The sequence below is a fragment of the Caballeronia sp. LZ024 genome (assembly GCF_031451455.1).
GTDB lineage: Bacteria > Pseudomonadota > Gammaproteobacteria > Burkholderiales > Burkholderiaceae > Caballeronia > Caballeronia telluris.
The window spans coordinates 166729-190162 of the sequence record NZ_JARUXL010000001.1 but is presented as its reverse complement, the minus strand read 5'-3'; the positions used below and the strand labels follow the sequence as shown (position 1 = coordinate 190162).

General features: G+C 64.4%; 20 protein-coding genes and 1 riboswitch. Of the genes, 17 read left to right on the top strand and 3 right to left on the bottom strand.

What is annotated here, in order from left to right:
* Nucleotides 1-303: 303 nt before the first annotated feature.
* Entirely contained in the window at nucleotides 304-1254 is a 951-nt protein-coding gene (locus QCE48_RS00860) for an aldo/keto reductase (protein WP_309786640.1), read from the bottom strand.
* A 187-nt stretch (nucleotides 1255-1441) separates the two neighbouring features.
* Between QCE48_RS00860 and QCE48_RS00855 the strand changes: the two genes are divergently transcribed.
* The 4 genes from QCE48_RS00855 (at nucleotide 1442) to QCE48_RS00840 (ending at nucleotide 7098) form a co-directional block, all read left to right on the top strand.
* Complete coding sequence (locus QCE48_RS00855; protein WP_309786642.1) at nucleotides 1442-3691, top strand: tetratricopeptide repeat protein; 2250 nt, start codon at nucleotides 1442-1444, stop codon at nucleotides 3689-3691.
* Between the two features lie 265 nt (nucleotides 3692-3956).
* Complete coding sequence (locus QCE48_RS00850) at nucleotides 3957-5108, top strand: flagellin (RefSeq protein WP_309786644.1); 1152 nt, start codon at nucleotides 3957-3959, stop codon at nucleotides 5106-5108.
* A 163-nt stretch (nucleotides 5109-5271) separates the two neighbouring features.
* Nucleotides 5272-6783, top strand: coding sequence for a flagellar filament capping protein FliD (fliD, locus tag QCE48_RS00845; RefSeq protein ID WP_309786646.1), 1512 nt, complete (start codon nucleotides 5272-5274; stop codon nucleotides 6781-6783).
* A gap of 15 nt (nucleotides 6784-6798) precedes the next feature.
* Nucleotides 6799-7098: a flagellar protein FliT gene (locus QCE48_RS00840; RefSeq protein ID WP_309786648.1), complete on the top strand. Its 300-nt coding sequence runs from the start codon at nucleotides 6799-6801 to the stop codon at nucleotides 7096-7098.
* 123 nt (nucleotides 7099-7221) lie between these two features.
* Here QCE48_RS00840 and QCE48_RS00835 read toward each other — a convergent pair whose 3' ends face one another.
* Nucleotides 7222-8232 (bottom strand): sodium:calcium antiporter, encoded by a 1011-nt coding sequence (locus tag QCE48_RS00835; RefSeq protein WP_309786650.1) that lies wholly within the window; start codon nucleotides 8230-8232, stop codon nucleotides 7222-7224.
* Between the two features lie 105 nt (nucleotides 8233-8337).
* Nucleotides 8338-8514, bottom strand: a riboswitch (yybP-ykoY riboswitch).
* A gap of 211 nt (nucleotides 8515-8725) precedes the next feature.
* On the opposite strand from QCE48_RS00835, the gene QCE48_RS00830 reads away from it, so the two are divergent.
* Entirely contained in the window at nucleotides 8726-10312 is a 1587-nt protein-coding gene (locus QCE48_RS00830; protein ID WP_309788309.1) for an ABC transporter substrate-binding protein, read from the top strand.
* A gap of 19 nt (nucleotides 10313-10331) precedes the next feature.
* On the opposite strand, the gene QCE48_RS00825 is transcribed toward QCE48_RS00830, so the two are convergent.
* Nucleotides 10332-11405 carry an MBL fold metallo-hydrolase gene (locus QCE48_RS00825; protein ID WP_309786652.1) on the bottom strand — a complete coding sequence of 358 codons (1074 nt, stop codon included), beginning with the start codon at nucleotides 11403-11405 and terminating at the stop codon, nucleotides 10332-10334.
* A gap of 111 nt (nucleotides 11406-11516) precedes the next feature.
* Here QCE48_RS00825 and QCE48_RS00820 point away from each other — a divergent pair, with 111 nt between their 5' ends.
* The 12 genes from QCE48_RS00820 (at nucleotide 11517) to bioD (ending at nucleotide 23410) form a co-directional block, all read left to right on the top strand.
* Entirely contained in the window at nucleotides 11517-11939 is a 423-nt protein-coding gene (locus tag QCE48_RS00820) for a MerR family DNA-binding transcriptional regulator (RefSeq protein ID WP_309786654.1), read from the top strand.
* Between the two features lie 19 nt (nucleotides 11940-11958).
* A complete protein-coding gene (gene aceK / locus QCE48_RS00815) occupies nucleotides 11959-13755 on the top strand; it encodes a bifunctional isocitrate dehydrogenase kinase/phosphatase (protein WP_309786656.1) in 1797 nt (598 codons plus the stop codon).
* A 40-nt stretch (nucleotides 13756-13795) separates the two neighbouring features.
* Nucleotides 13796-14578 (top strand): carbonate dehydratase, encoded by a 783-nt coding sequence (gene can / locus QCE48_RS00810; protein WP_309786658.1) that lies wholly within the window; start codon nucleotides 13796-13798, stop codon nucleotides 14576-14578.
* The gene (locus QCE48_RS00805) at nucleotides 14571-15764 is read left to right on the top strand and encodes an acetyl-CoA C-acetyltransferase (RefSeq protein ID WP_309786660.1); all 1194 of its coding nucleotides are present in this window, start codon (nucleotides 14571-14573) and stop codon (nucleotides 15762-15764) included. The genes can and QCE48_RS00805 overlap by 8 nt, the downstream gene beginning before the upstream one ends.
* 22 nt (nucleotides 15765-15786) lie before the next feature.
* Complete coding sequence (locus QCE48_RS00800; RefSeq protein ID WP_309786661.1) at nucleotides 15787-16464, top strand: SDR family oxidoreductase; 678 nt, start codon at nucleotides 15787-15789, stop codon at nucleotides 16462-16464.
* A gap of 34 nt (nucleotides 16465-16498) precedes the next feature.
* Nucleotides 16499-17107 (top strand): glutathione S-transferase family protein, encoded by a 609-nt coding sequence (locus tag QCE48_RS00795; protein ID WP_309786663.1) that lies wholly within the window; start codon nucleotides 16499-16501, stop codon nucleotides 17105-17107.
* Nucleotides 17104-17526 (top strand): YchJ family metal-binding protein, encoded by a 423-nt coding sequence (locus QCE48_RS00790; protein ID WP_309786664.1) that lies wholly within the window; start codon nucleotides 17104-17106, stop codon nucleotides 17524-17526. Before QCE48_RS00795 ends, QCE48_RS00790 begins: the two co-directional genes overlap by 4 nt.
* Before the next feature lie 325 nt (nucleotides 17527-17851).
* Nucleotides 17852-19090 (top strand): alpha/beta fold hydrolase, encoded by a 1239-nt coding sequence (locus QCE48_RS00785; RefSeq protein WP_309786666.1) that lies wholly within the window; start codon nucleotides 17852-17854, stop codon nucleotides 19088-19090.
* 230 nt (nucleotides 19091-19320) lie between these two features.
* Nucleotides 19321-20118, top strand: coding sequence for an enoyl-CoA hydratase/isomerase family protein (locus QCE48_RS00780; RefSeq protein WP_309786668.1), 798 nt, complete (start codon nucleotides 19321-19323; stop codon nucleotides 20116-20118).
* Between the two features lie 39 nt (nucleotides 20119-20157).
* The gene (bioA, locus tag QCE48_RS00775) at nucleotides 20158-21486 is read left to right on the top strand and encodes an adenosylmethionine--8-amino-7-oxononanoate transaminase (protein WP_309786669.1); all 1329 of its coding nucleotides are present in this window, start codon (nucleotides 20158-20160) and stop codon (nucleotides 21484-21486) included.
* A complete protein-coding gene (bioF, locus tag QCE48_RS00770) occupies nucleotides 21483-22688 on the top strand; it encodes an 8-amino-7-oxononanoate synthase (RefSeq protein ID WP_309786671.1) in 1206 nt (401 codons plus the stop codon). The genes bioA and bioF overlap by 4 nt, the downstream gene beginning before the upstream one ends.
* Complete coding sequence (bioD, locus tag QCE48_RS00765) at nucleotides 22685-23410, top strand: dethiobiotin synthase (protein WP_309786673.1); 726 nt, start codon at nucleotides 22685-22687, stop codon at nucleotides 23408-23410. Before bioF ends, bioD begins: the two co-directional genes overlap by 4 nt.
* Nucleotides 23411-23434 lie beyond the last annotated feature (24 nt).

The following is a 23434-nucleotide window of genomic DNA, read 5'->3' as shown; positions in this document are numbered from 1 at the left end:
ACGTATTTCTGACTGCGAGGACGGACCTTGCGGCCCGTACCACGCGCCGGCACTCCGATCGTCCGCCCAACACGGCGGACACGAGCAAAGCGGCCACGGAGGCCGGAAAAGAGAGAGTTGGGATTGTCCGCCGAAGCGGCATGCGCACTCGAGAAGAACTTCTGAAATGACGCACTTCGGGCCGCCGGGCGCAGCGCAGAAACACCGCGCCGTCGGGCAAAAATCTCGATTCGGGCGCGATGTTACCAGATAGCTTGCGAATCGCCAAGCATCCCAACTCTCTGATGTGATTGGATTTTTCGGCTACTTCGCCGGTGCGCTCGCACGATCGAGCAGGTCGATGTCATCGGCGGAAAGCGTGAGGCGCGTCGCCGCGGCCAGACTTTCGAGCTGTTCGACGGACGTTGCGCTCGCGATCGGCGCCGTCACGCTCGGTCGCGCGATCACCCACGCGAGCGCCACGGTCGCGGGCGTCGTGTCGTGCCGCTTGGCGACGTCGACGAGCGCATCGACGATTTTCAGGCCGCGGTCGTTCAGATATTTCTCGACCCGCGAGCCACGCGCCGCGTTTTTCAAATCGTCCTTCGAACGGTATTTGCCGCTCAAAAAGCCGCTCGCCAGGCTGAAATATGTCACGACGGCGATCTTGTGCTTCGCCGCGACCGGTTCGAGACCGGTTTCGTAGCCTTCGCGGTCGTACAGGTTGTATTCGGGCTGCAGCACCTGGTACGCCGGCAAACCCGTGTCCTTCGCGACTTGCAACGCCTCTTCCAGCCGCGCGCCCGAGTAGTTCGACGCGCCGATCACGCGCACCTTGCCCGCGTCGATCAGCTTCTGATACGCGCCGAGCGTCTCGTCGAACGGCGTCTTGTCGTCGTCGAGGTGCGAAAAATAGACATCGATGTAATCCGTTTGCAAGCGCCGCAGCGATTCGTCGACGGCCGCCGCGATGTTCGCCGCCGACAGCCCCGCCCGCGTGCTCAACATGCCGACCTTGGTCGCGAGCACGATCTTGTCGCGCTTGCCGCTTTGCCTGAACCACTTGCCGATGATCGTCTCCGACTCTCCGCCCGTGTGGCCGTCGACCCAGGCGGAGTAGACGTCGGCGGTATCGACGAAATTCAGGCCGTGGTCGACGAAGGCATCGAGGATCGAGAACGATGTGCGCTCGTCGGCGGTCCAGCCGAACACGTTGCCGCCGAAGACGAGCGGCGCGACCTGCAGGTCCGAGGTTCCAATGGTGCGTTTTTGCATGAGGGCTCCGGTAGCGATGGGACGGACGAAAAAGCATACGCGCGAATGCCCGCGGCTGCTGGCGCGCGCCGACGGCCGGGCGGCCGGGGGAATCGTACGAACAGGGGCGCTTTTCCAGTCCAGTTCAGCGCTTCGCTTACCGGGACGCACGCCGATAATTCCGCAACATCCCTGTATTGCCGAGACCATGAACGCACCGAACGAATTTAGCGGATCGAACGAGCCGTCTGCCCGCAGAACGCGCACCGAAGAACAGGAGATCGATCGGGACCTCGCGCAGGTGCTCGAGGCCGCCATCGAGCGGCATCAGACCTTGCACCTCGACGAGGCCGAATCGCTGTATCGCCTGATACTCGACGCGCGGCCCGCGCACGCCGACGCCAACTTCAACCTGGGCATACTGACCGCGCAGCGCGGCCAGTACGCGGCGTCGGTGCCGTTCTTCGAAACCGCCATTGGCACCGACCCGACGCAGCACATCTACTGGGCCAACTATATCGACGTACTGACGCGCAGCGGTCAGGTCGCCGCGGCGAATCTCGTGCTCGACCTCGCGCGCACGCAAGGCGTGAACGGCCCGGCGATCGACCGGCTCGCCGCGGACCTGCGCGAGGCGACCCAGGAGCGCGAAGCCGTCGCGACAGCCGATGGCCGCACGTCGCCCACGCCCCAGGAACTCAGCCAGCTGCGCGCGCATTATTCCGCCGGACGCATCGAGGAAGCCGTCGCGCTCGCGCGCACGCTCGTCGCGCGCGATCCGGCGTTCGCGTTCGGCTGGGAGATCGTGGGCGTCGGTTCCGTCAAGCTGATGGATCTGAAACGCGGCATCGCCGCGCTGCGCCGTCTGCTGGAACTGCGGCCCGATTTCATCGACGCTCGCCGCATCCTCGCGGACGCCCTGCGTCTGGGCGACAAGTTCTTCGAAGCCGAAGCCGAGTGCCGCACGATGATCGCGCAGGACCCGAACTATGGCGAGGCGCACCGCATCCTCGCCATGACCCTGCGCTCCACGCTGCGTCTCGACGACGCGCAGGCGGCGTGCCGCCGTGCGATCGACATCGATCCGCGCTCGGCGCAGGCTCACGACACGCTCGGCGTCATCCTGCTGGACCAGGGTCTCATCGACGAGGCCGAGGCGCATCACCGGCGCGCGATCGAACTGAAGCCGAACGTCGAAAGCGCGCACGAGAACATGCTGTTCTGCCTGACGCACAAGGACGACATCGATCCGAAAGCGCTTTTCCGGCAGCATCTGTACTTCGCCGAGCAATGCGAGAAGCCGCTTCTGCGCACCTGGAAGAAGCATCGCAACGCCATCGATCCGAACCGCCGCATCCGCGTCGGTTTCGTGTCCGGCGACTTCAACAAGCACCCCGTCGCCGTCTTCATGGAGCCGGTGTTCCGCCATCTGGCGAACGATCCGAGCGTGTCCGTGCACGCCTACTACAACCGCTCGGTGAACGACGAAGTCACGTATAGGCTGCGTCTGCTCGTCGAGCGCTGGCACGACATTTCCGGCCTCACGGATGGCGCGCTCGCCGACAAGATCCGCGCGGACGGCATCGACGTGCTGATCGACCTGTCGGGCCATACCGGCTACAACCGGCTCCTGACGTTCGCGCGCAAGCCGGCGCCCGTCCAGGCGACCTGGATGGGCTATCTCGGCACGACCGGCATGACGTCGATGGATTACTACATCGCCGATCGCTTCTATGTGCCGCGCGAGCAGATCGACGGCCAGTTCACCGAGAAGATCGCCTATCTGCCTGCGTTCGCGGCCTTCCAGCCGTCGGAAGCCGCGCCGCGCGTCAACGCGCTTCCCGCGCTTTCCAACGGTTACCTCACGTTCGGCAGCTTCAACCGCTTCAACAAGCTGCGTCCGCGCACCATCGCGCTCTGGTCCGAACTGCTGCGGGCGCTGCCGGACGCCCGGCTGATGATCGCCGGCATGCCGCGCGACAACAGCCACACGATTCTCACCGACTGGTTCGCCAAGGAAGGCGTCGATGCGAGCCGCATCGAGTTCCGCCATCGCGCGCAACTGGAAAGGTATCTCGCCCATCACCTCGACGTCGACATCGCGCTCGACACGTTCCCCTACGCCGGCGGCGTGACCACGCTGCAGGCCATGTGGATGGGCGTGCCGACGCTTACCGTCCCGGGCGACCTGATCGCGAGCCGCGGCAGCATCTCGGCGCTCTCCCATGCGGGGCTCGACGACTTCGTCGCGAAGGACAGCGCCGACTTCGTGGCTAAGGGTCTGGCGCGCGCTGCCGATATACAGGGGCTCGCGGAGATTCGCGACGGCATGCGCAAGCGTTGCATGCAGTCGCCGTCGTTCGCGGCGGACACGGTGGCCGCGGGTTTTTCGCGCGCGGTGCGCACGATGTGGCAGCGCTGGTGCGCAGGCGAAGCACCCGCCACGTTCGACGCCTGAGGCGTCGGCAAAACCGTCCGCCGCGGTCCGGTTCGGGCTGTCCGGCGTGCGATCCGGGTGGGCGGCGACAAACGTTTGCCCCCTCGGAAGCCGCGCGGCATAAGGCTTCTTTGACATTCCACAGGCAAATGCAACGAGATGCCTAAAGTTTGCCAAAGGCGGGCCGAAAACCTAAACAAGCGGCCAGACAAAACGACGGACGCTTCCGCCACAAACGGCTTTGTCAACAGACGAAACACCTGCCCGGCCTCATTGGAGAACTAACATGATCGGTATTAACAGCAACATCAACTCGCTGGTCGCCCAGCAAAACCTGAATGGCACGCAGAGCGCCCTGTCGTCGGCGATCACGCGCCTTTCGTCGGGCAAGCGCATCAACAGCGCAGCCGACGACGCAGCAGGCCTCGCCATCGCTTCGCGCATGACCTCGCAGATCAACGGCCTGAACCAGGGCGTGTCGAACGCCAACGACGGCGTGTCGATGGTCCAGACGGCATCGAGCGGTCTCAGCCAGATCACGGACAACCTGCAGCGTATTCGCCAGCTCGCCGTGCAAGCATCGAGCGGCTCGCTCTCGACGGCCGACAAGACCTCGCTGCAAAAGGAAGTGACGCAGCGTATCAGCGAAATCAACCGCATCTCGTCGCAAACGACGTATAACGGCACGAACCTGCTCGACGGCACCGCCGGCAGCAAGACGTTCCAGGTCGGCGCGAACGTCGGCCAGTCGATCACGATCGACCTCGGCACGGGCGCAAACGTCTCGGCCCTGTCGCTTGGCGGCAGCAACCCGCAGAAGGGCACGGTCGTCGGAACGGTCGACGGTCTGTCGCTGAACGCTTCGGGCGCCAACGTCACGACGGGTGCTTCGATCACCTCGATCAACGTGATCGCCGACGGCAATGGCGGCTACACGTTCACCGACCAGGACAACAAGTCCCTCGGCGACGGCACGACCTCGGCAACCCAGTCGTTCAATTCGTCGAACGTATTCGGCAACCTGACGAGCGCTGGCAGCATCTCGCTCAACACGACCAACGTGCCGTCGGCCACGACCGCACAAACGACGGAACTCGCGACGCTGAACGCGAACAGCAAGCCGCCCCAAGTGTCGGAGATCGACATCAGCGGCACCGACGGTGCATCGTCCGCGATCGAAGCGGTCGACAACGCGCTCAACTCGGTCAACGCATTGCAGGCACAGCTCGGCGCCGTGCAGAACCGCTTCAGTTCGGTAGCCGCCACGCAGACCGCGCAGGCCACCAACCTGTCGTCCGCTCAATCGCAGATCACCGACGCGAACTTCGCGCAGGAAACCGCGAACCTGAGCAAGGCGCAAGTGCTGCAACAGGCAGGCATCTCGGTTCTGGCGCAAGCGAACTCGATGCCCCAGCAGGTCCTGAAGCTCCTCGGCTAAGCATCGTCACGGCCATGACCGGCGCGCGAGCCGTACCGCGCGCCGGCCGAAGTACACCGGGAGGCTTGCCTCCCGATCGGCATTTCTGTTTTACGCATCACATCGTCATTTCTGAGCAGGCATTCCTCAACCGATCAGGCACACGCCAGGAGCGGAGTCATACATGTCCACGGTAGCAACCACGTCGGCGTCCACAGTCGACCCGAACAGTGCAGTCCAGCAGGCCGCCCAGTCGATCATCAGCGGCTCGACCAATTCGTCGATGGACGTGAACTCCCTCGTTACCGCGATCGTCAATGCCAAGGTGGCGGGTCAGACCGACGCGCTCACCTCGAAGCAAACCAAGGACAACACGCAACTCACCGCGGTCGGCACGCTGAAATCCGTGCTGTCGCTCTTGCAAAGCGCCGCCAGCTCGCTCGCCGACGGCACCACGCTCAACGCCTTCACGGCGACCGGCAGCGGCAAGGGCCTGACGGGCACGGCAAGCACCGGCGCGGTGGCGGGCAGCTACGCCGTTTCGGTGAGCAACATCGCCACGTCGCAATCGATCACCTCGGGCGCGTTCAGCAGCACGGCGCAGCTCGGCACGGGCACGATGAACCTGTCGATCGGCGGCAAGAGCATGTCGGTCAACATCGATTCGACCAACAACACGCTCGCGGGCATCGCTTCCGCGATCAACTCGGGCACGGGCAACCCCGGCGTCACGGCCACCATCGTCAACGGGACGGACGGCGCGCACCTCGTGCTGCGCTCCTCGTCGACGGGCCAGACGAACGGCATCAACGTGACGGTCACGCCGACCACCGACAACGGCCTGAGCAATCTCAACGTCGCGACCACCTACACCGCCGCCACGACCTCGAACGGCGTCACGACGCCCGCGCAAACCGCCGTCAATTCGTCGAACTGGACGCAAACGACGGCCGGCATGGACGCCAATTTCACGATCGCCGGCACGGCCGCAACGAGCTCGACCAACACGGTCACGGGCGCGCTGACGGGCGTTTCGCTGACGCTCACCGCCGATGCGGTCGGCACCACGCAGACGCTCACGGTCGCGCAGGACACGACCGGGCAGCAGACCGCCATTGACGGATTCGTCACGGCCTATAACAACTTCATCAGCACGGCATCGTCGCTGACGGCTTTCGATTCGACGCAAAGCGCGGGCTCGCAGGGCGGCGCGCTGCTCGGCGACTCGATGATGAACATGATCCGCAACACGCTGTCGAGCACGATCAGCAAGGGCGTGGGCGTGGGGGCGAACCAGGTCAACCTCGCCTCGATCGGCATCACGCTGCAGCCCGACGGTTCGCTGAAAACCGACGAAGACGCGCTCAAGGCGGCGCTGACGAGCAACCCCGGCACGGTCGCCTCGCTCTTCAATTCGACGACCGGCGTCGCCGCGACGTTGAACACCAGCCTGACGTCGTTCCTGCAGACGGGCGGCATCATCGATACGCGCACGACCGCGCTCAACGCCGACCTGCAGAGCATCGCCGATCAGCAGACGCAACTGACCGCCTACACCGCGCAGCTCACGACGTCGTACAACGCGCAGTTCACCGCGCTCAACACGCTGATGTCGCAGATGTCGAACCAGTCGAGCTATCTCACGCAGCTCTTCGGCGGCACCAACAGCGCCGGCGCGATGGCAACCAACAAGTAACCGGGAAGACGAGCAATGAGCCAGCACGAACTGATTCAGCGAGCCTGGGGTTTGACCGGGGACATCGAAACGGCCGTGGCGGACTGCGAATGGACGCGCGCGGCGGAACTTGCCGAAGCGCGTGCGCCGCTCCTGATGTCGCTGCAAGCCGATCAACCCGCCGACGCGCTCGCGACGATCCGCAAGATCCAGTCGAGCATCGAAGCGGTGACGCAGGCGGCCGCGATCGCGCAGGAAGCGCTCGTCGCGAATCATCGGCGTTCGATGGAGCGCGCGAGCGCCGCGAGCCGCTATCAGCAGGCAGCGCGCTTCTAAAGTTTTTCCGGCGAGCGCCGATAACCTGAATAACAACAACAAGAACGACGCGTCGATGCACGGCGCAATGCTTCGCTCTTGATGCCCGCCTCGGCGGGCATTCTTATTTGTGCGGCCGCTTTTTCAGCGCCCGAGCGTCAGCGTGAGATACGCACCGTACAGCACGCCGTTGCCGAGCAGCGCCCACAACACCACGCCATTGCGCCGCGCGTTAAAACGCAGCCAGAGCGCCGCGGCGAGCGTGATCAGCACGCCCGTGAGCACTTCGATGCGTGGCTCCCAGGGCGTCAGCATGATGCCGATGGCCGGCAGCAGCGTGCCCTGGAACACCATCGCGCCGGTGATGTTGCCGAACGCGAGCGTGTCCTTGCCGCGCCGCGCCCAGAGGATGCTGTTCACTTTCTCCGGCAGTTCGGTGGCGATCGGAATGATGATCAGCGACAGCAGCAGCGCCGATACGCCCAGCACCTGCGACACGCCTTCCACGCCGTGAATGAAGCCCTTCGCGCCGCCGACCAGAAGCGCGATGCCGATGGCGAACTGCAGCACAATCGTCGCAAGCGAAGTCGGCAGGCCGAGCCGCGAGACGAACAGCCGTTCGGGCGCCTCGGTGCCGTGCCCGCTTTCGACGAGTCCCGCCGACGCCCTGAACGTCGATATCACATACACCACGTACACGCCGACGAGACTCGCCGCGAAGAGCGCCCGCACCTGCCAGGCGTGGTGCGGCACGAACATCGCGCCCGCCGCGATGGCGAAGGCGCACAGGAAGAAGTTGAGATCGCGCGTGAAGCCGCTGCGCTCCGGCGCAATGACGCCGCGCATGCCGCGCGACTTCAGGATCGCGAGCGTCATCAGGCAGGTGGACAGCGTCGCGAGCATGAGCGGCGCGCCGAGAATCGCGCCGACGCCGATTTCCTCGTTGACCGCCCGGCTCGCGGTGCCGCCGAGCAGCGCGATGATCGGCACGGTCGTTTCGGGCAGGGCCGTGCCGACGGCGGCGAAGAGCGAGCCGGTCACGCCTTCGGAAATGCCGAGCCGCTCGCCGAGGTGTTCGAGCGCGTTGGTGAAGAGTTCGGACGCCACGAGAATGACGGCCAGCATCAGCGCGAGTTCGATGAAAAGCGTCGTCATGCGGCACCTCGCGACGAGGCGTACACGAAGAGATTCGCGCGGGTGACGGCGCGTGCGGGGGATTGTTTTATGAGTTCTGGGGACACGATGATTCCACGGTCGGACGTCAGCGAACCATGATGCATCGCACGCCGTCCGACCAGGAACGACACGATGCATCAATGGTCTCGCCAAACCGAACGGATGAACTCGCGGTCGAACGCGCCACGGCTGAAAAGCCGAGGATGTTGACGCGTTCTCCTTCCGAAGGCGGAAGGAAGGCTACTCCCCAAAGACGGGGAGAAGTGTAGCCCGCGCGCCACGATTCGGCAAGGCGCGTCTCGCGGCGGGCATATGAATATGGCGATCCGATCGTTGTCGCCAAAGGTCGCGTTCGATAATCTACCGGCGCGGGCGCGCGGCTTGCATCCGGCTTCGCGCGTCGTCGTCGAACGATAACGAACGTAACGATCAATCGACCTTCAAGGTCTCGGGAGAACTCATGCGCCCACTCATGCGCTTCAATATGCTTGCGGCCGCCGCGCTCGTCGCCATGCCGGCACTCGCCCTGGCGAAGCCGCTTACCGTCTGCACCGAATCGAGCCCCGACGGCTTCGACGTCGTGCAGTTCAATTCGCTCGTCACGACCAACGCGTCGGCGGACGTGATCTTCAATACGCTCGTCTCCTACGACGAAGCCGCGAAGAAGGTGACGCCCGCGCTCGCGCAAAAGTGGGACGTGAGCGACGACGGCCTCACCTACACGTTCCATCTGCGACCGAACGTGCAGTTCCAGAACACCGAGTATTTCAAGCCCACCCGCACGCTCGACGCCGACGACGTCGTGTTCACGTTCGAGCGCATGCTCTCCGAGAGCAATCCGTGGCACAAGGTCGCCGGCGCGAGCGGCTTTCCGCACGCGCAGTCGATGGGGCTCGTGAAGCTGATCAAGTCGGTCGCCAAGGTCGACGACAGCACTGTCAAGTTCGAACTGAACGAGCCCAACGCGACTTTCGTGCCGATCCTCACGATGGGTTTCGCGTCGATCTATTCGGCCGAATATGCCGACCAATTGCAGAAGGCGAACCGTCAAGCCGACCTGAACGCGAAGCCGATCGGCACCGGCCCGTTCGTCTTGAAGAGCTATACGAAAGACTCGGTGATCCGCTACGACGTCAATCCGTCGTACTGGGGCGCGAAGCCGAAAATCGACCGCCTGATCTATGCGATCACGCCGGATGCAGCCGTGCGCGCGCAAAAGATCAAGGCGGGCGAATGCCAGATCGCGCTCTCGCCGAAACCGCAGGACGTGCTCGACGCCAAGAAGGACAAGGCGCTGAAAGTGAGCGAGACGCCCGCGTTCATGACGGCGTTCGTCGCGCTCAATACGCAGAAGAAGCCGCTCGACAATCCGAAGGTGCGCCAGGCGCTCAACGAAGCATTCGATCGCACGACGTACCTGAAGACCGTCTTCGAAAACACCGCGACCGCCGCCGTGAATCCGTATCCGCCGAACACGTGGAGCTACGACAAGGCGGTCAGTCCGTATGCCTATTCGGCGGACAAGGCGAAGAAGCTGCTCGCCGAAGCGGGATTCCCGAACGGCTTCGAAACGACGATCTGGGTGCGTCCGAACGGCAGCGTGCTGAATCCGAACCCGAAGGCCGGCGCCGAACTCTTGCAGGCGGATCTCGCGAAGATCGGCGTGAAGGCGCAGGTGAAAGTGATCGAGTGGGGCGAGCTGATCAAGGAAGCCAAGCAGGGCCAGCACGACATGCTCTTCATGGGCTGGGCCGGCGACAACGGCGACCCGGACAACTATCTCTCGCCGCTATTTAGCTGCAACGCGGTGAAGTCGGGCATCAATTTCGCGCGTTACTGCGATCCGCAGCTCGACAAGCTGATCGCAGACGGCAAGGCGACGCCCGATGTCGCCAAGCGGACCAAGGCTTATATCGACGCGCAAAAGATCATCCACGACCAGGCGCTGTGGATTCCGCTCGCGTATCCGACGGCCGCCGCGCTCACGCGCGCCAACGTGAGCGGCTATAGCGTGAGCCCGTTCGGGCGGCAGAACTTCACGAGCGTTTCGGTTCAGTAAGTAACGGTGAATGGCGTGGTCATGCGCGGGAAAAGCGGATCACGCCATCGTCGCCGACTTCCCGCTTCAACTCCCCTTGCAGCCACAGCAGATGCAGGTGCGCGAGCGCCTCGCCGAGCGCGAACGTCATCTGATGAATGTCGAGCTTGCGCTTGAACATCAGCGGCACGATATCCGCGGCACTGTGCGGCTTTGTCGCGCAAGCCTCGTGCACCTCGGCCAGGCGCGCCTTGTGATGATCGCGTAGCTGCGCGATGCGGGTATGCATCCCGCGAAACGGCTTGCCGTGCGAAGGCAGCACGAGCGTATCCGCGGGCATCGTCTCGTAGCGGCCGAGCGACTCCAGATACAGCGCGAGCGGATTGCCTTCCGGTTCGATGTCGAACACCGAGACATTGGTGGAGATGCGCGGCAGCACCATGTCGCCGGAAATCAGCACGCTCGACTCCGCGCAAAAGAGCGCGCTGTGCTCGGGCGAATGGCCGTAGCCCGTGACCACTTCCCATGCGCGGCCGCCGATCGTGAGCGTGTCGCCGTCGCGCATGCGCCTGAATTGCGGCGGCATCGAAGGCACAAGCGTGGGGTAATAGCTATCGCGCTTTCTCAGTGCGTCAAGCGATGCTTCGTCGATGAGGCCGTGTCGCGAGAAGTGCCGCGCCGCGCGCTCGCCGCCCGCGTTGGAACCGTCGCCGGCCGCCATCACGCGGCCCATCGCGTATTCGCCGAGCGAAATCCAGAGGCGTGCATTCCAGCGCGTCTTGTCGCCGCCACGGCAGATCCAGTCCGCAAGGCCGAGATGATCCGGATGGCAATGCGTGACGATCACGCGCAGCACCGGCAGGCCGTCAAGATGCGACTCGAACACGCGCTCCCAGTTCGCGCGAATCGTCTCGTCCGAGATGCCGCAATCGACGACCGTCCAGCCACGCACGCCGTCGATTTCGTCGCGGATCAGCCAGAGGTTGATGTGATCGAGCGCGAACGGCAGTGGCATGCGCACCCAGAACACGCCGGGCGCGGCTTCCATGACGTCGCCGGCGTCGGGCAGCGTGTCGGCAAAGACGTAGTCGAGTTGATGTTCGAGGGCGTTCATTCGCGCATGGATCTCCGGGTTGCGGCGCCGTTGCAATTTGCCGAGGTTGACGATAACGTAAACGTACATATTAACGTCCGCGCTCGTATCGCGCTCATACTCGCGCTCGCGATGAAACAACAGACGCATTACACGATCACCGAACTGGCGCGCGAATTCGACGTCACGCCGCGCGCCATTCGTTTCTACGAAGATCAGGGCCTGCTCGCGCCCACGCGCGAAGGCCCGAGCGGCCTGCGGCGCGTCTATGCGCCGCGCGACCGCACGCGGCTGCGGCTCACGCTGCGAGGCAAACGCCTCGGGTTCACGCTCTCGGAAATTCGCACGCTGCTCGATCTCTACGATTCGCCGACCGGCACCGTCGCGCAATTGCAGGCGTTTCTGGACACGATCGCCGCCCATCGCAAGGTGCTGGAGCAGCAACGGGAGGACCTCGACGCGACGCTCGAGGAACTCGCGCAGTACGAGCAGCAAGGCCGCGCCTTGCTTTCATCGAGCGCTGAAAAGCGTGCGCGCAAATCCAGGGCGGCGTGACACGACGTGCAAGGTCGACATGAACCACTTTCCCAAACTGCTTTCGTCGCAAATCGGCTTCGATGTCGCGCAGACGATGCTCGAAGGGTTCGACCGCCACTATCGCGTGTTTCGCGATGCGGCCATCAAGGCGAAGACGCTCTTCGAAGCGTGTGACTGGCATGCCATGCAGCAGCTCGCGCGCGAGCGCATCATGTCGTATGACGATCGCGTGGACGAATGCGTGATGCTGCTCGAAGACGAATACGACGCCGAGAATATCGATGACGAAATCTGGCAGCAGATCAAGCTGCACTACATCGGCTTGCTCACGTCGCATCGGCAGCCGGAATGCGCGGAGACGTTCTTCAACTCGGTGTGCTGCAAGATCCTGCATCGCTCGTACTTCAACAACGATTTCATCTTCGTGCGCCCGGCCATCTCGACCGAATACATCGAGAACGACGAACCCGCGGCAAAGCCGACGTATCGCGCGTATTACCCGGCGCGGGACGGCCTCGCCGCGACGCTCGAACGCATCGTCACCAATTTCCAGCTCGAACCGCCATTCGAAGACCTCTCGCGCGACGTGCAATGCGTGATGCAATCGATGGCCGAAGTGCTCGGCGACTTCAAGGCCGCGCCGAACTTCCAGATTCATGCGCTCTCCTCGCTCTTCTTTCGCAACAAGGCCGCATATATCGTCGGCCGCATCATCAACGGCGACAGCGTCGTGCCGTTCGCCTTGCCGGTGCGCCACACGCGGCCTGGCCTGCTCGCGCTCGACACCGTGCTCTTGAGCCGCGAGCAGTTGCTGATCATCTTCAGCTTCTCGCACTCGTACTTTCTCGTCGACATGGAAGTGCCGTCGGCCTATGTGCATTTCCTGCGCTCGATCATGCCGGGCAAGCCGAAGGCGGAAATCTACACGTCGGTCGGCTTGCAGAAGCAGGGCAAGAACCTGTTCTATCGCGACTTGCTGCATCATCTCTCGCATTCAAGCGACCACTTCGTCGTCGCGCCGGGCATCAAGGGAATGGTGATGATCGTGTTCACGCTGCCGTCGTTTCCGTATGTGTTCAAGATGATCAAGGACCATTTCCCGCCGCCGAAGGAAACGACGCGCAAGAAGATCAAGGACAAGTACCAGCTCGTCAAGCGCCACGACCGGCTCGGGCGCATGGCCGACACGCTCGAATATTCGAGCGTCGCGCTGCCGCTCGCGAGACTCGACGACACGCTGATGCGCGAACTGAAGAACGAGGCGCCGTCGATGATCGAATACGAGGGCGACAATCTCGTCCTCAAGCACCTGTATATCGAGCGGCGCATGGTGCCGCTCAACCTCTATCTGCAAAACGGCAGCGACGCGGACATCGAGCACGGCATCAGGGAATACGGCAACGCGATCAAGGAACTGATGCAGGCCAACATCTTTCCCGGCGACATGCTTTACAAGAACTTCGGCGTGACGCGACACGGCCGCGTGGTGTTCTACGATTACGACGAGATCGAGTACCTCACCGACTGCAACGTGCGCACGGTGCCGCCGCCGCGCTACGAGGAAGACGAGATGTCGGGCGAGCCGTGGTATACGGTCGGGCCGCACGACATCTTCCCGGAAACCTACAATACGTTCCTGCTCGGCGATCCGCGCGTGCGCGAGGCGTTCATGCGCCTTCACGCCGATTTCTTCGATCCCGCGCTGTGGCAAAGGAACAAGGACCAGTTGCTGCGCGGCGAACTCGCCGACTTCTTTCCCTATGAACGGTCCGCGCGATTCTGCATCCGCTATCCGGAGCGTTTCGGGCAGGGCCAGACAGCGCGCGCCGCCTGAGCGAGCGATGGCAAACCCGCATACGAATACGAACACGAACATGAACCCGACTGACGACAACATCAATCCTCAACACCCGCTCGCGCATCTGTTCGACAACAACGCGTCGTGGGTCAAGCGCGTGCTCGCCGAAGACCCCGAGTACTTCTCGCGTCTCGCGCACCAGCAGGCGCCCGAGTACCTGTGGATCGGCTGCTCCGATTCGCGGGTGCCGGCCAACCAGATCATCGGCCTGCCGCCGGGTGAAGTGTTCGTGCACAGAAACATCGCGAACGTGGTCGTGCACTCGGACCTGAACTGCCTGTCGGTGATCCAGTTCGCCGTCGACCTGCTGAAGGTGAAGCACATCATGGTGGTCGGCCACTATGGCTGTTCGGGCGTGGGCGCGGCGCTCATGGGACACCGCGTCGGTCTCGCGGACAACTGGCTGCGCCACGTCGAGGACGTGCGCGAGAAGCACGCGACACTGCTCGACGAATGGCCGATGGGCACGGCGCGGCATCGGCGCCTCGTCGAACTGAACACCATCGAGCAGACGTTGAACGTGTGCCGCACGACCATCGTCGACGATGCGTGGTCGCGCGGCCAGGAACTCACCGTGCACGGCTGGACCTACGGCGTGCACGACGGCCGCATGCGCAACATGGGCATGATGATCAGCGCGCCGGACCAGATCGAACCGGCGTATCAATCGTGTATCGCAGCACTGGCTCGCGGCGGCGCGCATTCGACGGAGAACGACGTGCTCGCCTCCGATGCCGCGCGTCTCGGCGATATTCCTGCCGTCGTGGCAGGCGTCATCAAGGAGTTGAAACATGAGTGAGACACATCGTGATCCGGTCGTCATCGTTTCGGCGGCACGCACGCCGATGGCGGCCTTTCAGGGCGACTTCGCCTCGCTGACGGCGCCCGAACTCGGCGCCGCGGCAATCTCGGCCGCCCGCGAGCGCGCGGGACTCGCGCCCGAGCAGATCGAAGAAGTCGTGTTCGGCTGCGTGCTGCCCGCGGGCCAAGGCCAGGCGCCCGCCCGGCAGGCCGCGCTCGGCGCGGGCCTCACGCTCGCGACCGGCTGCACCACCGTCAACAAGATGTGCGGCTCGGGCATGCGCGCCGCGATGTTCGCGCACGACATGCTGCTCGCGGGTTCCGTCGAGACGGCCGTCGCGGGTGGCATGGAGAGCATGACGAACGCGCCGTATCTGCTGCCGAAAGCGCGCGCCGGCATGCGCATGGGACACGGCCAGGTGCTCGATCACATGTTCCTCGACGGTCTCGAAGACGCCTATGAAAAGGGTCGCCTGATGGGCACGTTCGCGGAGCAATGCGCGTCGTCGTATTCGTTTTCGCGCGAAGCGCAGGATGCGTTCGCGATCGAATCGCTGCGACGCGCGCAGCGGGCAAACGACGACGGTTCCTTCAAGTGGGAGATCGCGCCCGTCACGGTGAAGGGCCGCAAGGGCGATACCGTCATCGATCGCGACGAGCAGCCGTTCAAGGCGAACATCGACAAGATCCCGACGCTCAAGCCCGCATTCGCGAAGGACGGCACGGTGACGGCGGCGAACTCGTCGTCGATTTCGGATGGCGCCGCGGCGCTCGTGATGATGCGCGAATCGACGGCCAGACGCCTCGGCGTAACGCCACTTGCGCGCGTCGCGGGACACAGCACGTTCGCGCAGCAACCCGCGCTCTTCACGACGGCGCCCGTCGGCGCGATCCGCAAGCTCTTCGAGAAGAACGGCTGGCGTGCGAGCGACGTCGACCTGTACGAGATCAACGAAGCGTTCGCCGTCGTGACGATGGCCGCGATGCGCGAACACGACCTGCCGCACGACAAGGTGAACGTGCACGGCGGCGCCTGTGCGCTCGGGCATCCGATCGGCGCGTCGGGCGCGCGCATTCTCGTCACGCTGATCGGCGCGCTGAAGGAACGCGGACTGAGGCGCGGCGTCGCGAGCCTGTGCATCGGCGGCGGCGAGGCGACGGCGATGGGCGTGGAGCTGTTCTGAGTCTTTCAGACAAGGACCCGAAATGAAAACCGTATTGATCGTCGGCGCTTCGCGTGGAATCGGTCACGAGTTCGCGCGTGTCTATTGCCGCGACGGCTGGCGCGTGCTCGCCACCGCGCGCGACAAGGCGTCGCTGCATGCGCTCGACGCGCTCGGCGCGCAGACCTTCACACTCGATGTCGCGCAGCCCGAGCAAGTCGCGGCGCTCGCGTGGCAACTGGAAGGCGAGACGCTCGATGTCGCGGTGATCGTGTCGGGCGTGTACGGCCCACGCACGGAAGGCGTGCAGACGATCAGCGCAGATGACTTCGACGACGTCATGCGCACCAACGTGCGCGGCCCGATGCAACTGATTCCCGTGCTGCTGCCGCGCGTCGATGCGGCGGGCGGCGTGCTGGCCGTGCTGTCGAGCAGGATGGGCAGCATCAGTACGGCGAGCGGCACGACGGGCTGGCTCTATCGCGCGAGCAAGGCGGCGCTGAACGCGGTGCTCAAGGTGGCGTCGCTGGAAACGCGGCACTCCACCTGCATCGCGCTGCATCCGGGCTGGGTGCGCACCGAGATGGGCGGCTCGTCGGCGGCGATCGACGTCGCGCACAGCGTGGCCGGCATGCGCGCGGTGATCGCGGAGGCCGGTGCAATGCGCCATGAGTTCAACGGCAGCTTCGTGCAATACGACGGCACGAAGATCGACTGGTGAGCGTCAACACAATCAACGTCTCAAGGAACCGCTCGTGACTTATCAGGTGCATGGTGTATCGGCTTCGGGCAACTGCTACAAGGTGAGGCTCGCGCTCGAACAATTGAATCTGCCGTATGTGTGGCACGAAGTCGACATGATGAACGGCGCGACGCGCACCGATGCGTTTCGCGCGCTCAATCCGAATGGCAAGGTGCCGGTGCTGCAGATCGACGACAGCACGTGTCTTTCCGAATCGGATGCGATTCTCTGCTACTTGGCCGAGGGCACGCCGCTGATGCCGACCGACCGCCTCGCGCGCGCGCAGGTGCTTCAGTGGATGTTCTTCGAGCAATACAGCCACGAGCCGAACGTCGCGGTGGCGCGCTTCATCCTGCAGTTCGTGAAGACACCCGACGATCCGCGCCTGCCCGACAAGATCGCGGGCTCCTACCGCGCGCTCGACGTGATGGAGTCGCATCTCGCGACGCGCACTTACTTCGTCGGCGAGTGCTACAGCGTCGCCGACATCGCGCTCTATGCCTACACGCATGTGGCGGGCGAAGCGAATCTCGACCTCGTGCGTTATCCGGCCATCCGGGCGTGGCTCGAACGCGTGCGCACGCAGCCGCGTCACATCGACATGCCGCACGCCGATCAATGAAGCCGCTCGAATGCCCATGCGGCGGCGCGTCGCCCGAACGCCGGCCGAACGACCGCGCGCCGCTTTACGCCGACTGCTGCGCACGATTCGTCGAAGGCCGCGCCCTGCCCGCCACGGCGATGGAACTGATGCGTTCGCGCTACACCGCCTACGTTCTCGGCGACACGCCTTATCTGCGCGCGACGTGGGCAGACGAGACCCGTCCGCCCGACCTCGACGCCTCCGCCGATCCGGCCACGCGCTGGCTCGGCCTGCAGATCAGGCGCCACGAGCAGACCGATGCGAATTATGCGCTCGTCGAATTTGTCGCGCGCTACAAGGTCGGCGGGCGCGCGCACCGTCTGCACGAAACGAGCCGTTTCGTGCGCAATGCCGAAGCACGCTGGCTATATATCGACGGAGAAGTAAATAACGCTTAATAAGTCTTGTTAAGCGCTCCCTACACTTACACGGTAGAAATTCCCTTAAAGACTGCTTTCGATTAAGCGAGTAATTACAGGGTCTTCGCTAATTGTTCACATTCTTTTTGACCGGTTAATCTACGGCTACGTCAGGCAAAGTCTCATGCAGTGCCTGAATGCCCGTTTTGAAGCCAAATGTCGTGTCTGTTCAGGACATGACTCCCGGAATCCCGCCGTCATACTGCTTCCAAGGTAAGCAGGGAGATCGGTTTGTGACTTGGGTTTGCGTTTTCAATCTGGGCCACACCGTTTAATGCCTTTCAGGCCGCCGGAGTTCAAAGGGATGGGAAGCAAAGTCTGGTCGATCGGGTTGAGCCTCATTTGCGTGCTCGGAACGCTGCACTCCGTCGCGCATGCCGATCCGGTCGGCGGCACGCGCCAGTCGGAAGGACTACAGGCACCCGTGTTCGGCCAGTTGCCCAGCGCCGCCGATCCGACCCTCCCCGTCGTCGACACCAGTCTGAATGAAATCGTGATCCGCGTTCCCGAGGACGACATCACGCTGCAGACCACCGTTTTTAAGCCGGACGGCAACGGCCCGTTCCCGATGATCGTGTTCAACCACGGCAAGCTGCCCGGCGACTCGCACAACCAGCCCCGTAACCGCCCGCTCGCGCTCGCACGCGAATTCGTGCGGCATGGCTACGTCGTCGTGGTGCCGAATCGCCGCGGTTTCGCCGAATCCGACGGCAACTACGCGGGCAGTGGCTGCAATGTCGAAGCGAACGGCTACGCGCAGGCGCGCGATGTCGCGGCGACCGTCGCGTACATGAGCCAACAGCCTTACGTGGACAAGACGCATATCGTCGTCGGCGGCACCTCGCATGGCGGGCTGACCGCGATCGCCTATGGCGCGCACGACGTCGTGTCGGCGCCCGGCGTGCGCGGCCTGATCAACTTTTCCGGCGGACTGCGCCAGGACGAGTGCGAAGGCTGGCAGAAAAACCTGACGTCGGCGTTCGGCGCCTACGGCGAAAAGGTGCGTCTCCCGTCGCTCTGGCTCTACGGCAACAATGACTCCGTGTGGCAGGGCGAACTCGCCGGCCAGATGTATGCAGCGTTCACCGAACACGGCGCGAAAGCCCAGATGTTCGACTTCGGCAGCTACAAGAACGATGCGCACCGGCTCGTCGGCGACCGCGACGGTGTCCAGGTCTGGTGGCCGCGCGTGAAGGCGTTCCTCGCGCAGATCGGGATGCCGACCTCCGTGCAATACCAGGTCTACGAGCCGCACGCGCCGAAAGCCACCGGCTACGCGAACCTCGACGCCGTGACCGCCGTTCCTTTCCTCGACGAAAGCGGCCGCGCCGGCTACCGCAACTTCCTGAACCAGTATTCGAGCCGGGCGTTCGCGGTCTCGAACTCGGGCGCGTGGTCGTGGGCCGAGGGCGGCGACGATCCGATGTCGGTCGCGCTCGCGAGCTGCCAGAAACAAAGCAGCGATCCGTGCCGGCTCTACGCAGTCGACGACGCCGTCGTCTGGCGCGATTCCAGCGGCGACACGCAGACCGCATCGCGCTGAATTTACCGAACTCCGCATTTTTTCACGCCGGCGCACCCGCCGGCGTTTTTGCATCTTCGCGCGCAAAAAGCGCCGACAAGCCAACGCGATGCACGAAGTTACGCGCGGTATCGTGTCCGCCGCGCGCGCGCGCCGCTGCGTCGCAAGCTCGCATTGCGGGCCGGAATCGAAATGCATCTCGAATTTAGCGATAATCGGTTTCTCGTCGTCCACCTTGCGAAGACATTTCCATGACCGATGCACTGAACCTGCAACGTCTCCAGTTCGCCGTCGAGGGACACGTTGCCCGCGTGACGCTCGACCGCTCCGACGTGCGCAACGCCTTCGACGACGCGACGATCGTCGAACTGACCGCCGCGTTTCGCGCGCTCGACGACGACACCAGCGTGCGCGCCATCGTGCTCGCAGCGAACGGCCCGGCGTTCTGCGCGGGCGCGGACCTGAACTGGATGAAGCGCATGGCGGGTTACTCGGACGCCGAGAACCGCGCCGACGCGCTCGGTCTCGCGACGATGCTCAACACGATCTACACGTGCAGGAAGCCGGTGATTGCGCGCGTGCAGGGCGACGCCTACGCGGGCGGCATGGGCCTCGTCGCCGCGTGCGACATGGCGATCAGCGCCGACAGCGCGAACTTCTGCCTCTCTGAAGCGAAGCTCGGCCTGATGCCCGCGACGATCGCGCCCTATGTGATCCGCGCAATGGGCGCACGCGCGGCGCATCGCTATTTCGTCACCGCCGAGCGGTTCGATGCGGCCGAAGCGCTGCGCATCGGCTTCGTGCACCAGGTCGTGGCGGCCGACCAGCTCGATGCGGCCGTCAACGCGGTCGCGGCGTCGATCGTCGCGAACAGCCCGAACGCGGTGCGCGAATGCAAGCAACTGGTGGTCGATCTGGCGGAGCGGGCAATCGACGGCACGCTGATCACCGATACCGCCGATCGCATCGCGCGCATTCGCGCCTCCGACGAAGGACGCGAAGGCGTGCGCAGTTTTCTGGAGAAGCGCAAGCCGTCGTGGCTCGCGTGAAGTAATAGGCGTGCGCGCTGCGCATGTCGTGGAGTTGCTTTGAACACTGAAGCCAATCAAGACTGGGTCGCGCGGTCGCTCGCCGCCGTGTGGCATCCCTGCACCCAGATGAAGCATCATGAGCGCCTGCCGCTCATTCCCGTCGCGCGCGGCAAGGGCGCGTGGCTCTACGATCACGAAGGCCGCCGCTATCTCGACGGCATCAGTTCGTGGTGGGTCAATCTCTTCGGCCACGCGAATCCGGCGATCAACGCGGCGCTCAAGGATCAGCTCGACACGCTCGAACACGCGATGCTCGCGGGCTGCACGCACGAGCCGGCCGTGCTGCTCGCGGAACGGCTTTCGGCGCTGACGCAACGCATGCTCGGCCACGCGTTCTTCGCATCCGATGGCGCGTCGGCGGTCGAGATCGCGCTCAAGATGAGCTTTCACTATTGGCGCAATCGCGGACAGACGCAGAAGCGCGAGTTCGTGTGCCTCGCGAACAGCTATCACGGCGAGACCATCGGCGCGCTCGGCGTCACCGATGTCGCGCTCTTCAAGGACGCTTACGATCCGCTGATCCGTCACGCGCACGTGGTCACGTCGCCCGATTCGCGCAAAGGCGACGACGCAGCGCGCGTCGCACTCGCCGACATGCGCGCGCTCTTCGAAGCGCGCGCGCAGCATCTCGCGGCGGTGATCGTCGAGCCGCTCGTGCAGTGCGCGGCCGGCATGGCGATGCACGACGCGTCGTATCTCATGGGACTGCGCGCGCTATGCGACGAGTTCGGCGTGCATCTGATCGCCGATGAAATCGCGGTCGGCTGCGGACGCACGGGCACGTTCTTCGCGTGCGAACAGGCGTCGGTCTGGCCGGATTTCCTGTGTCTCTCGAAGGGCATCAGCGGCGGTTATCTGCCGCTCTCGATCGTGCTCACGCGCGATGAAATCTACGCCGCCTTCTACGACGACGATCTCACGCGCGGCTTCCTGCATTCGCATTCGTACACGGGCAATCCGCTCGCATGCCGCGCGGCGCTCGCGACGCTCGACCTGTTCGAAAGCGCGGACGTGCTCAGCGAAAACCGTCGCAAGTCGTCGTTGATGAGCGCCGCGCTAAAGCCGTTGGTCGATCATCCGAACGTGCGCGATCTGCGCTCGCGCGGCACGATCTTCGCCTTCGACGCGCTGATCGAAGACGCCGCGCAAGCGCGCACCTTCTCCCGGCGTTTCTTCGAAAATGCCTTGAAACAAGCGCTTTTGTTGCGTCCGATCGGCAAGACCGTGTATCTGATGCCGCCTTATATTCTCGATGACGAAGAGCTGATGCTGCTCGCCGAACGCACGCGCACGACCTTCGAAGCCACGCTCGCGGAGGCCGCATGAGCAGCACATCCGACGCGCTCTTCGATACGCTGAAGCAAGGCCTCGCCGACATCGACCAGCGCGGTTTGCGCCGTCGCCGCCGCACCGCCGACAGCGCCTGCGCCGCGCACATGACGGTGGATGGACGCGCGATCGTCGGCTTCGCAAGCAACGACTATCTCGGCCTCGCCGCGCACGAAAAGTTGCGCGCTGCGCTCGCAGAAGGTGCAAAGCGGTACGGTGCGGGCAGCGGCGGCTCGCATCTTCTGGGCGGGCACTCGCGCGCGCATGCGCAACTCGAAGACGACCTCGCGGCATTCTCCGGCGGTTTCGTCGACAACCCGCGCGCGCTCTACTTCAGCACCGGCTACATGGCGAACCTCGCCGTGCTCACGACACTTAGCGGACGCGGCACGCTCGTTTTCTCCGATTCGCTCAACCACGCATCGCTGATCGATGGCGTGCGGCTCTCGCGCGCCGAAGTGCAGATCTATCCGCACGCGGACGTGGCCGCGCTCGACGCCATGCTCGACGCCTCGTCGGGCGATGCGGCCACGAAGGTGATCGTCACCGACACCGTATTCAGCATGGACGGCGACATCGCGCCGCTCGCGCGTCTCGTCGAGCTCGCAGAGCGTCATGGCGCGTGGCTCGTCGTCGACGATGCGCACGGCTTCGGCCTGCTCGGGCCGCAAGGACGCGGCGCGCTCGCGCATGCGGCACTGCGCTCGCCGCATCTCGTCTATGTCGGCACGCTCGGCAAGGCGGCAGGCGTCGCGGGCGCGTTCGTCATCGCGCACGAGACCGCGATCGAATGGCTCGTGCAGCGTGCGCGTCCGTACATCTTTACGACGGCATCGCCGCCGGCGGTCGCTCATGCGGTGTCGGCGAGCATCGAGATCATCGGGAGCGACGAAGGCGACGCGCGTCGCAAGCATCTGGCCGCGCTGATCGAGACGACGCGCGCGATGCTCAGGCGCACGCGCTGGCTTCCGGTCGATTCGCATACGGCCGTGCAGCCGCTCGTGATCGGCGGCAACGACGAGACGCTCGCGCTCGCCGCCGCGCTCGATGCAAAAGGTCTCTGGGTGCCCGCGATCCGTCCGCCGACGGTGCCCGCGGGCACGTCGCGTCTGCGCATCTCGCTCTCCGCGTCGCACAGCGACGAGGACCTCGCCCTGCTCGGCGATGCGCTTCACGCCTTGAGCGAGCGGCAGCCATGAACGCGCCCGTTTCCTTCTTCGTCGCCGGCACCGATACGGAGATCGGCAAGACGCTCGTGTCGTCTGCGCTCCTGCACGGCTTCGCGCAACAGGGCCTGCGCGCCGCCGCGATGAAGCCGATCGCGGCGGGCGCCTTCGAGCGCGACGGCGTCTGGCATAACGAAGACGCCGATCAACTCGATGCCGCCGCGAACGTCGCGCTCCCGCCCGACATCCGCACGCCGTATCTGCTGAAGGAACCCATCGCGCCGCATATCGCGGCCGCGCGCGAAGGCGTATCGCTCGACATCTCGCGTATCGTCGATGCCCACAAGCTCGCGATGACGCAGGCCGATGTCGTCGTGGTGGAAGGCGTCGGCGGCTTTCGCGTGCCGCTCACCGATGCCCACGACACCGCCGACCTCGCGTTCGCGCTGAACCTGCCGGTGGTGCTCGTGGTCGGCATGCGGCTCGGCTGTATCAGCCACGCGCTGCTCACCGCCGAGGCGATTGCCGCGCGCGGTCTGAGGCTTGCAGGCTGGGTCGCGAATCGCGTCGACCCGGCCATGCTCTATCCCGGCGAGAACATCGAGGCGATCCGTTTGCGCCTCGATAGCCAGTACAACGCGCAGCTCTTGGGCACCGTGCCCTATCTCGCGCCGCCCGACGCCGCACAGGCGGCGAAGCACATCGATTCGACCCTGCTGTTGCAGACGCTTCAGGCAACCGACGCGGGCCAATGACTCACGCTTTATCCATAGGATTGA

What these genes read in the sequence shown, in the direction of transcription:
- QCE48_RS00800 (WP_309786661.1), top strand. Translation starts at nt 15,787, where the DNA reads ATGAAAACCGTATTGATCGTCGGCGCTTCGCGTGGAATCGGTCACGAG.
- fliD (WP_309786646.1), top strand. Translation starts at nt 5,272, where the DNA reads ATGTCCACGGTAGCAACCACGTCGGCGTCCACAGTCGACCCGAACAGT.
- QCE48_RS00850 (WP_309786644.1), top strand. Translation starts at nt 3,957, where the DNA reads ATGATCGGTATTAACAGCAACATCAACTCGCTGGTCGCCCAGCAAAAC.
- QCE48_RS00805 (WP_309786660.1), top strand. Translation starts at nt 14,571, where the DNA reads ATGAGTGAGACACATCGTGATCCGGTCGTCATCGTTTCGGCGGCACGC.
- aceK (WP_309786656.1), top strand. Translation starts at nt 11,959, where the DNA reads ATGAACCACTTTCCCAAACTGCTTTCGTCGCAAATCGGCTTCGATGTC.
- QCE48_RS00785 (WP_309786666.1), top strand. Translation starts at nt 17,852, where the DNA reads ATGGGAAGCAAAGTCTGGTCGATCGGGTTGAGCCTCATTTGCGTGCTC.
- QCE48_RS00790 (WP_309786664.1), top strand. Translation starts at nt 17,104, where the DNA reads ATGAAGCCGCTCGAATGCCCATGCGGCGGCGCGTCGCCCGAACGCCGG.
- QCE48_RS00860 (WP_309786640.1), bottom strand. Translation starts at nt 1,254, where the DNA reads ATGCAAAAACGCACCATTGGAACCTCGGACCTGCAGGTCGCGCCGCTC.
- QCE48_RS00825 (WP_309786652.1), bottom strand. Translation starts at nt 11,405, where the DNA reads ATGAACGCCCTCGAACATCAACTCGACTACGTCTTTGCCGACACGCTG.
- bioF (WP_309786671.1), top strand. Translation starts at nt 21,483, where the DNA reads ATGAGCAGCACATCCGACGCGCTCTTCGATACGCTGAAGCAAGGCCTC.
- QCE48_RS00830 (WP_309788309.1), top strand. Translation starts at nt 8,726, where the DNA reads ATGCGCTTCAATATGCTTGCGGCCGCCGCGCTCGTCGCCATGCCGGCA.
- QCE48_RS00820 (WP_309786654.1), top strand. Translation starts at nt 11,517, where the DNA reads ATGAAACAACAGACGCATTACACGATCACCGAACTGGCGCGCGAATTC.
- QCE48_RS00780 (WP_309786668.1), top strand. Translation starts at nt 19,321, where the DNA reads ATGACCGATGCACTGAACCTGCAACGTCTCCAGTTCGCCGTCGAGGGA.
- bioD (WP_309786673.1), top strand. Translation starts at nt 22,685, where the DNA reads ATGAACGCGCCCGTTTCCTTCTTCGTCGCCGGCACCGATACGGAGATC.
- QCE48_RS00840 (WP_309786648.1), top strand. Translation starts at nt 6,799, where the DNA reads ATGAGCCAGCACGAACTGATTCAGCGAGCCTGGGGTTTGACCGGGGAC.
- QCE48_RS00835 (WP_309786650.1), bottom strand. Translation starts at nt 8,232, where the DNA reads ATGACGACGCTTTTCATCGAACTCGCGCTGATGCTGGCCGTCATTCTC.
- QCE48_RS00855 (WP_309786642.1), top strand. Translation starts at nt 1,442, where the DNA reads ATGAACGCACCGAACGAATTTAGCGGATCGAACGAGCCGTCTGCCCGC.
- can (WP_309786658.1), top strand. Translation starts at nt 13,796, where the DNA reads ATGAACCCGACTGACGACAACATCAATCCTCAACACCCGCTCGCGCAT.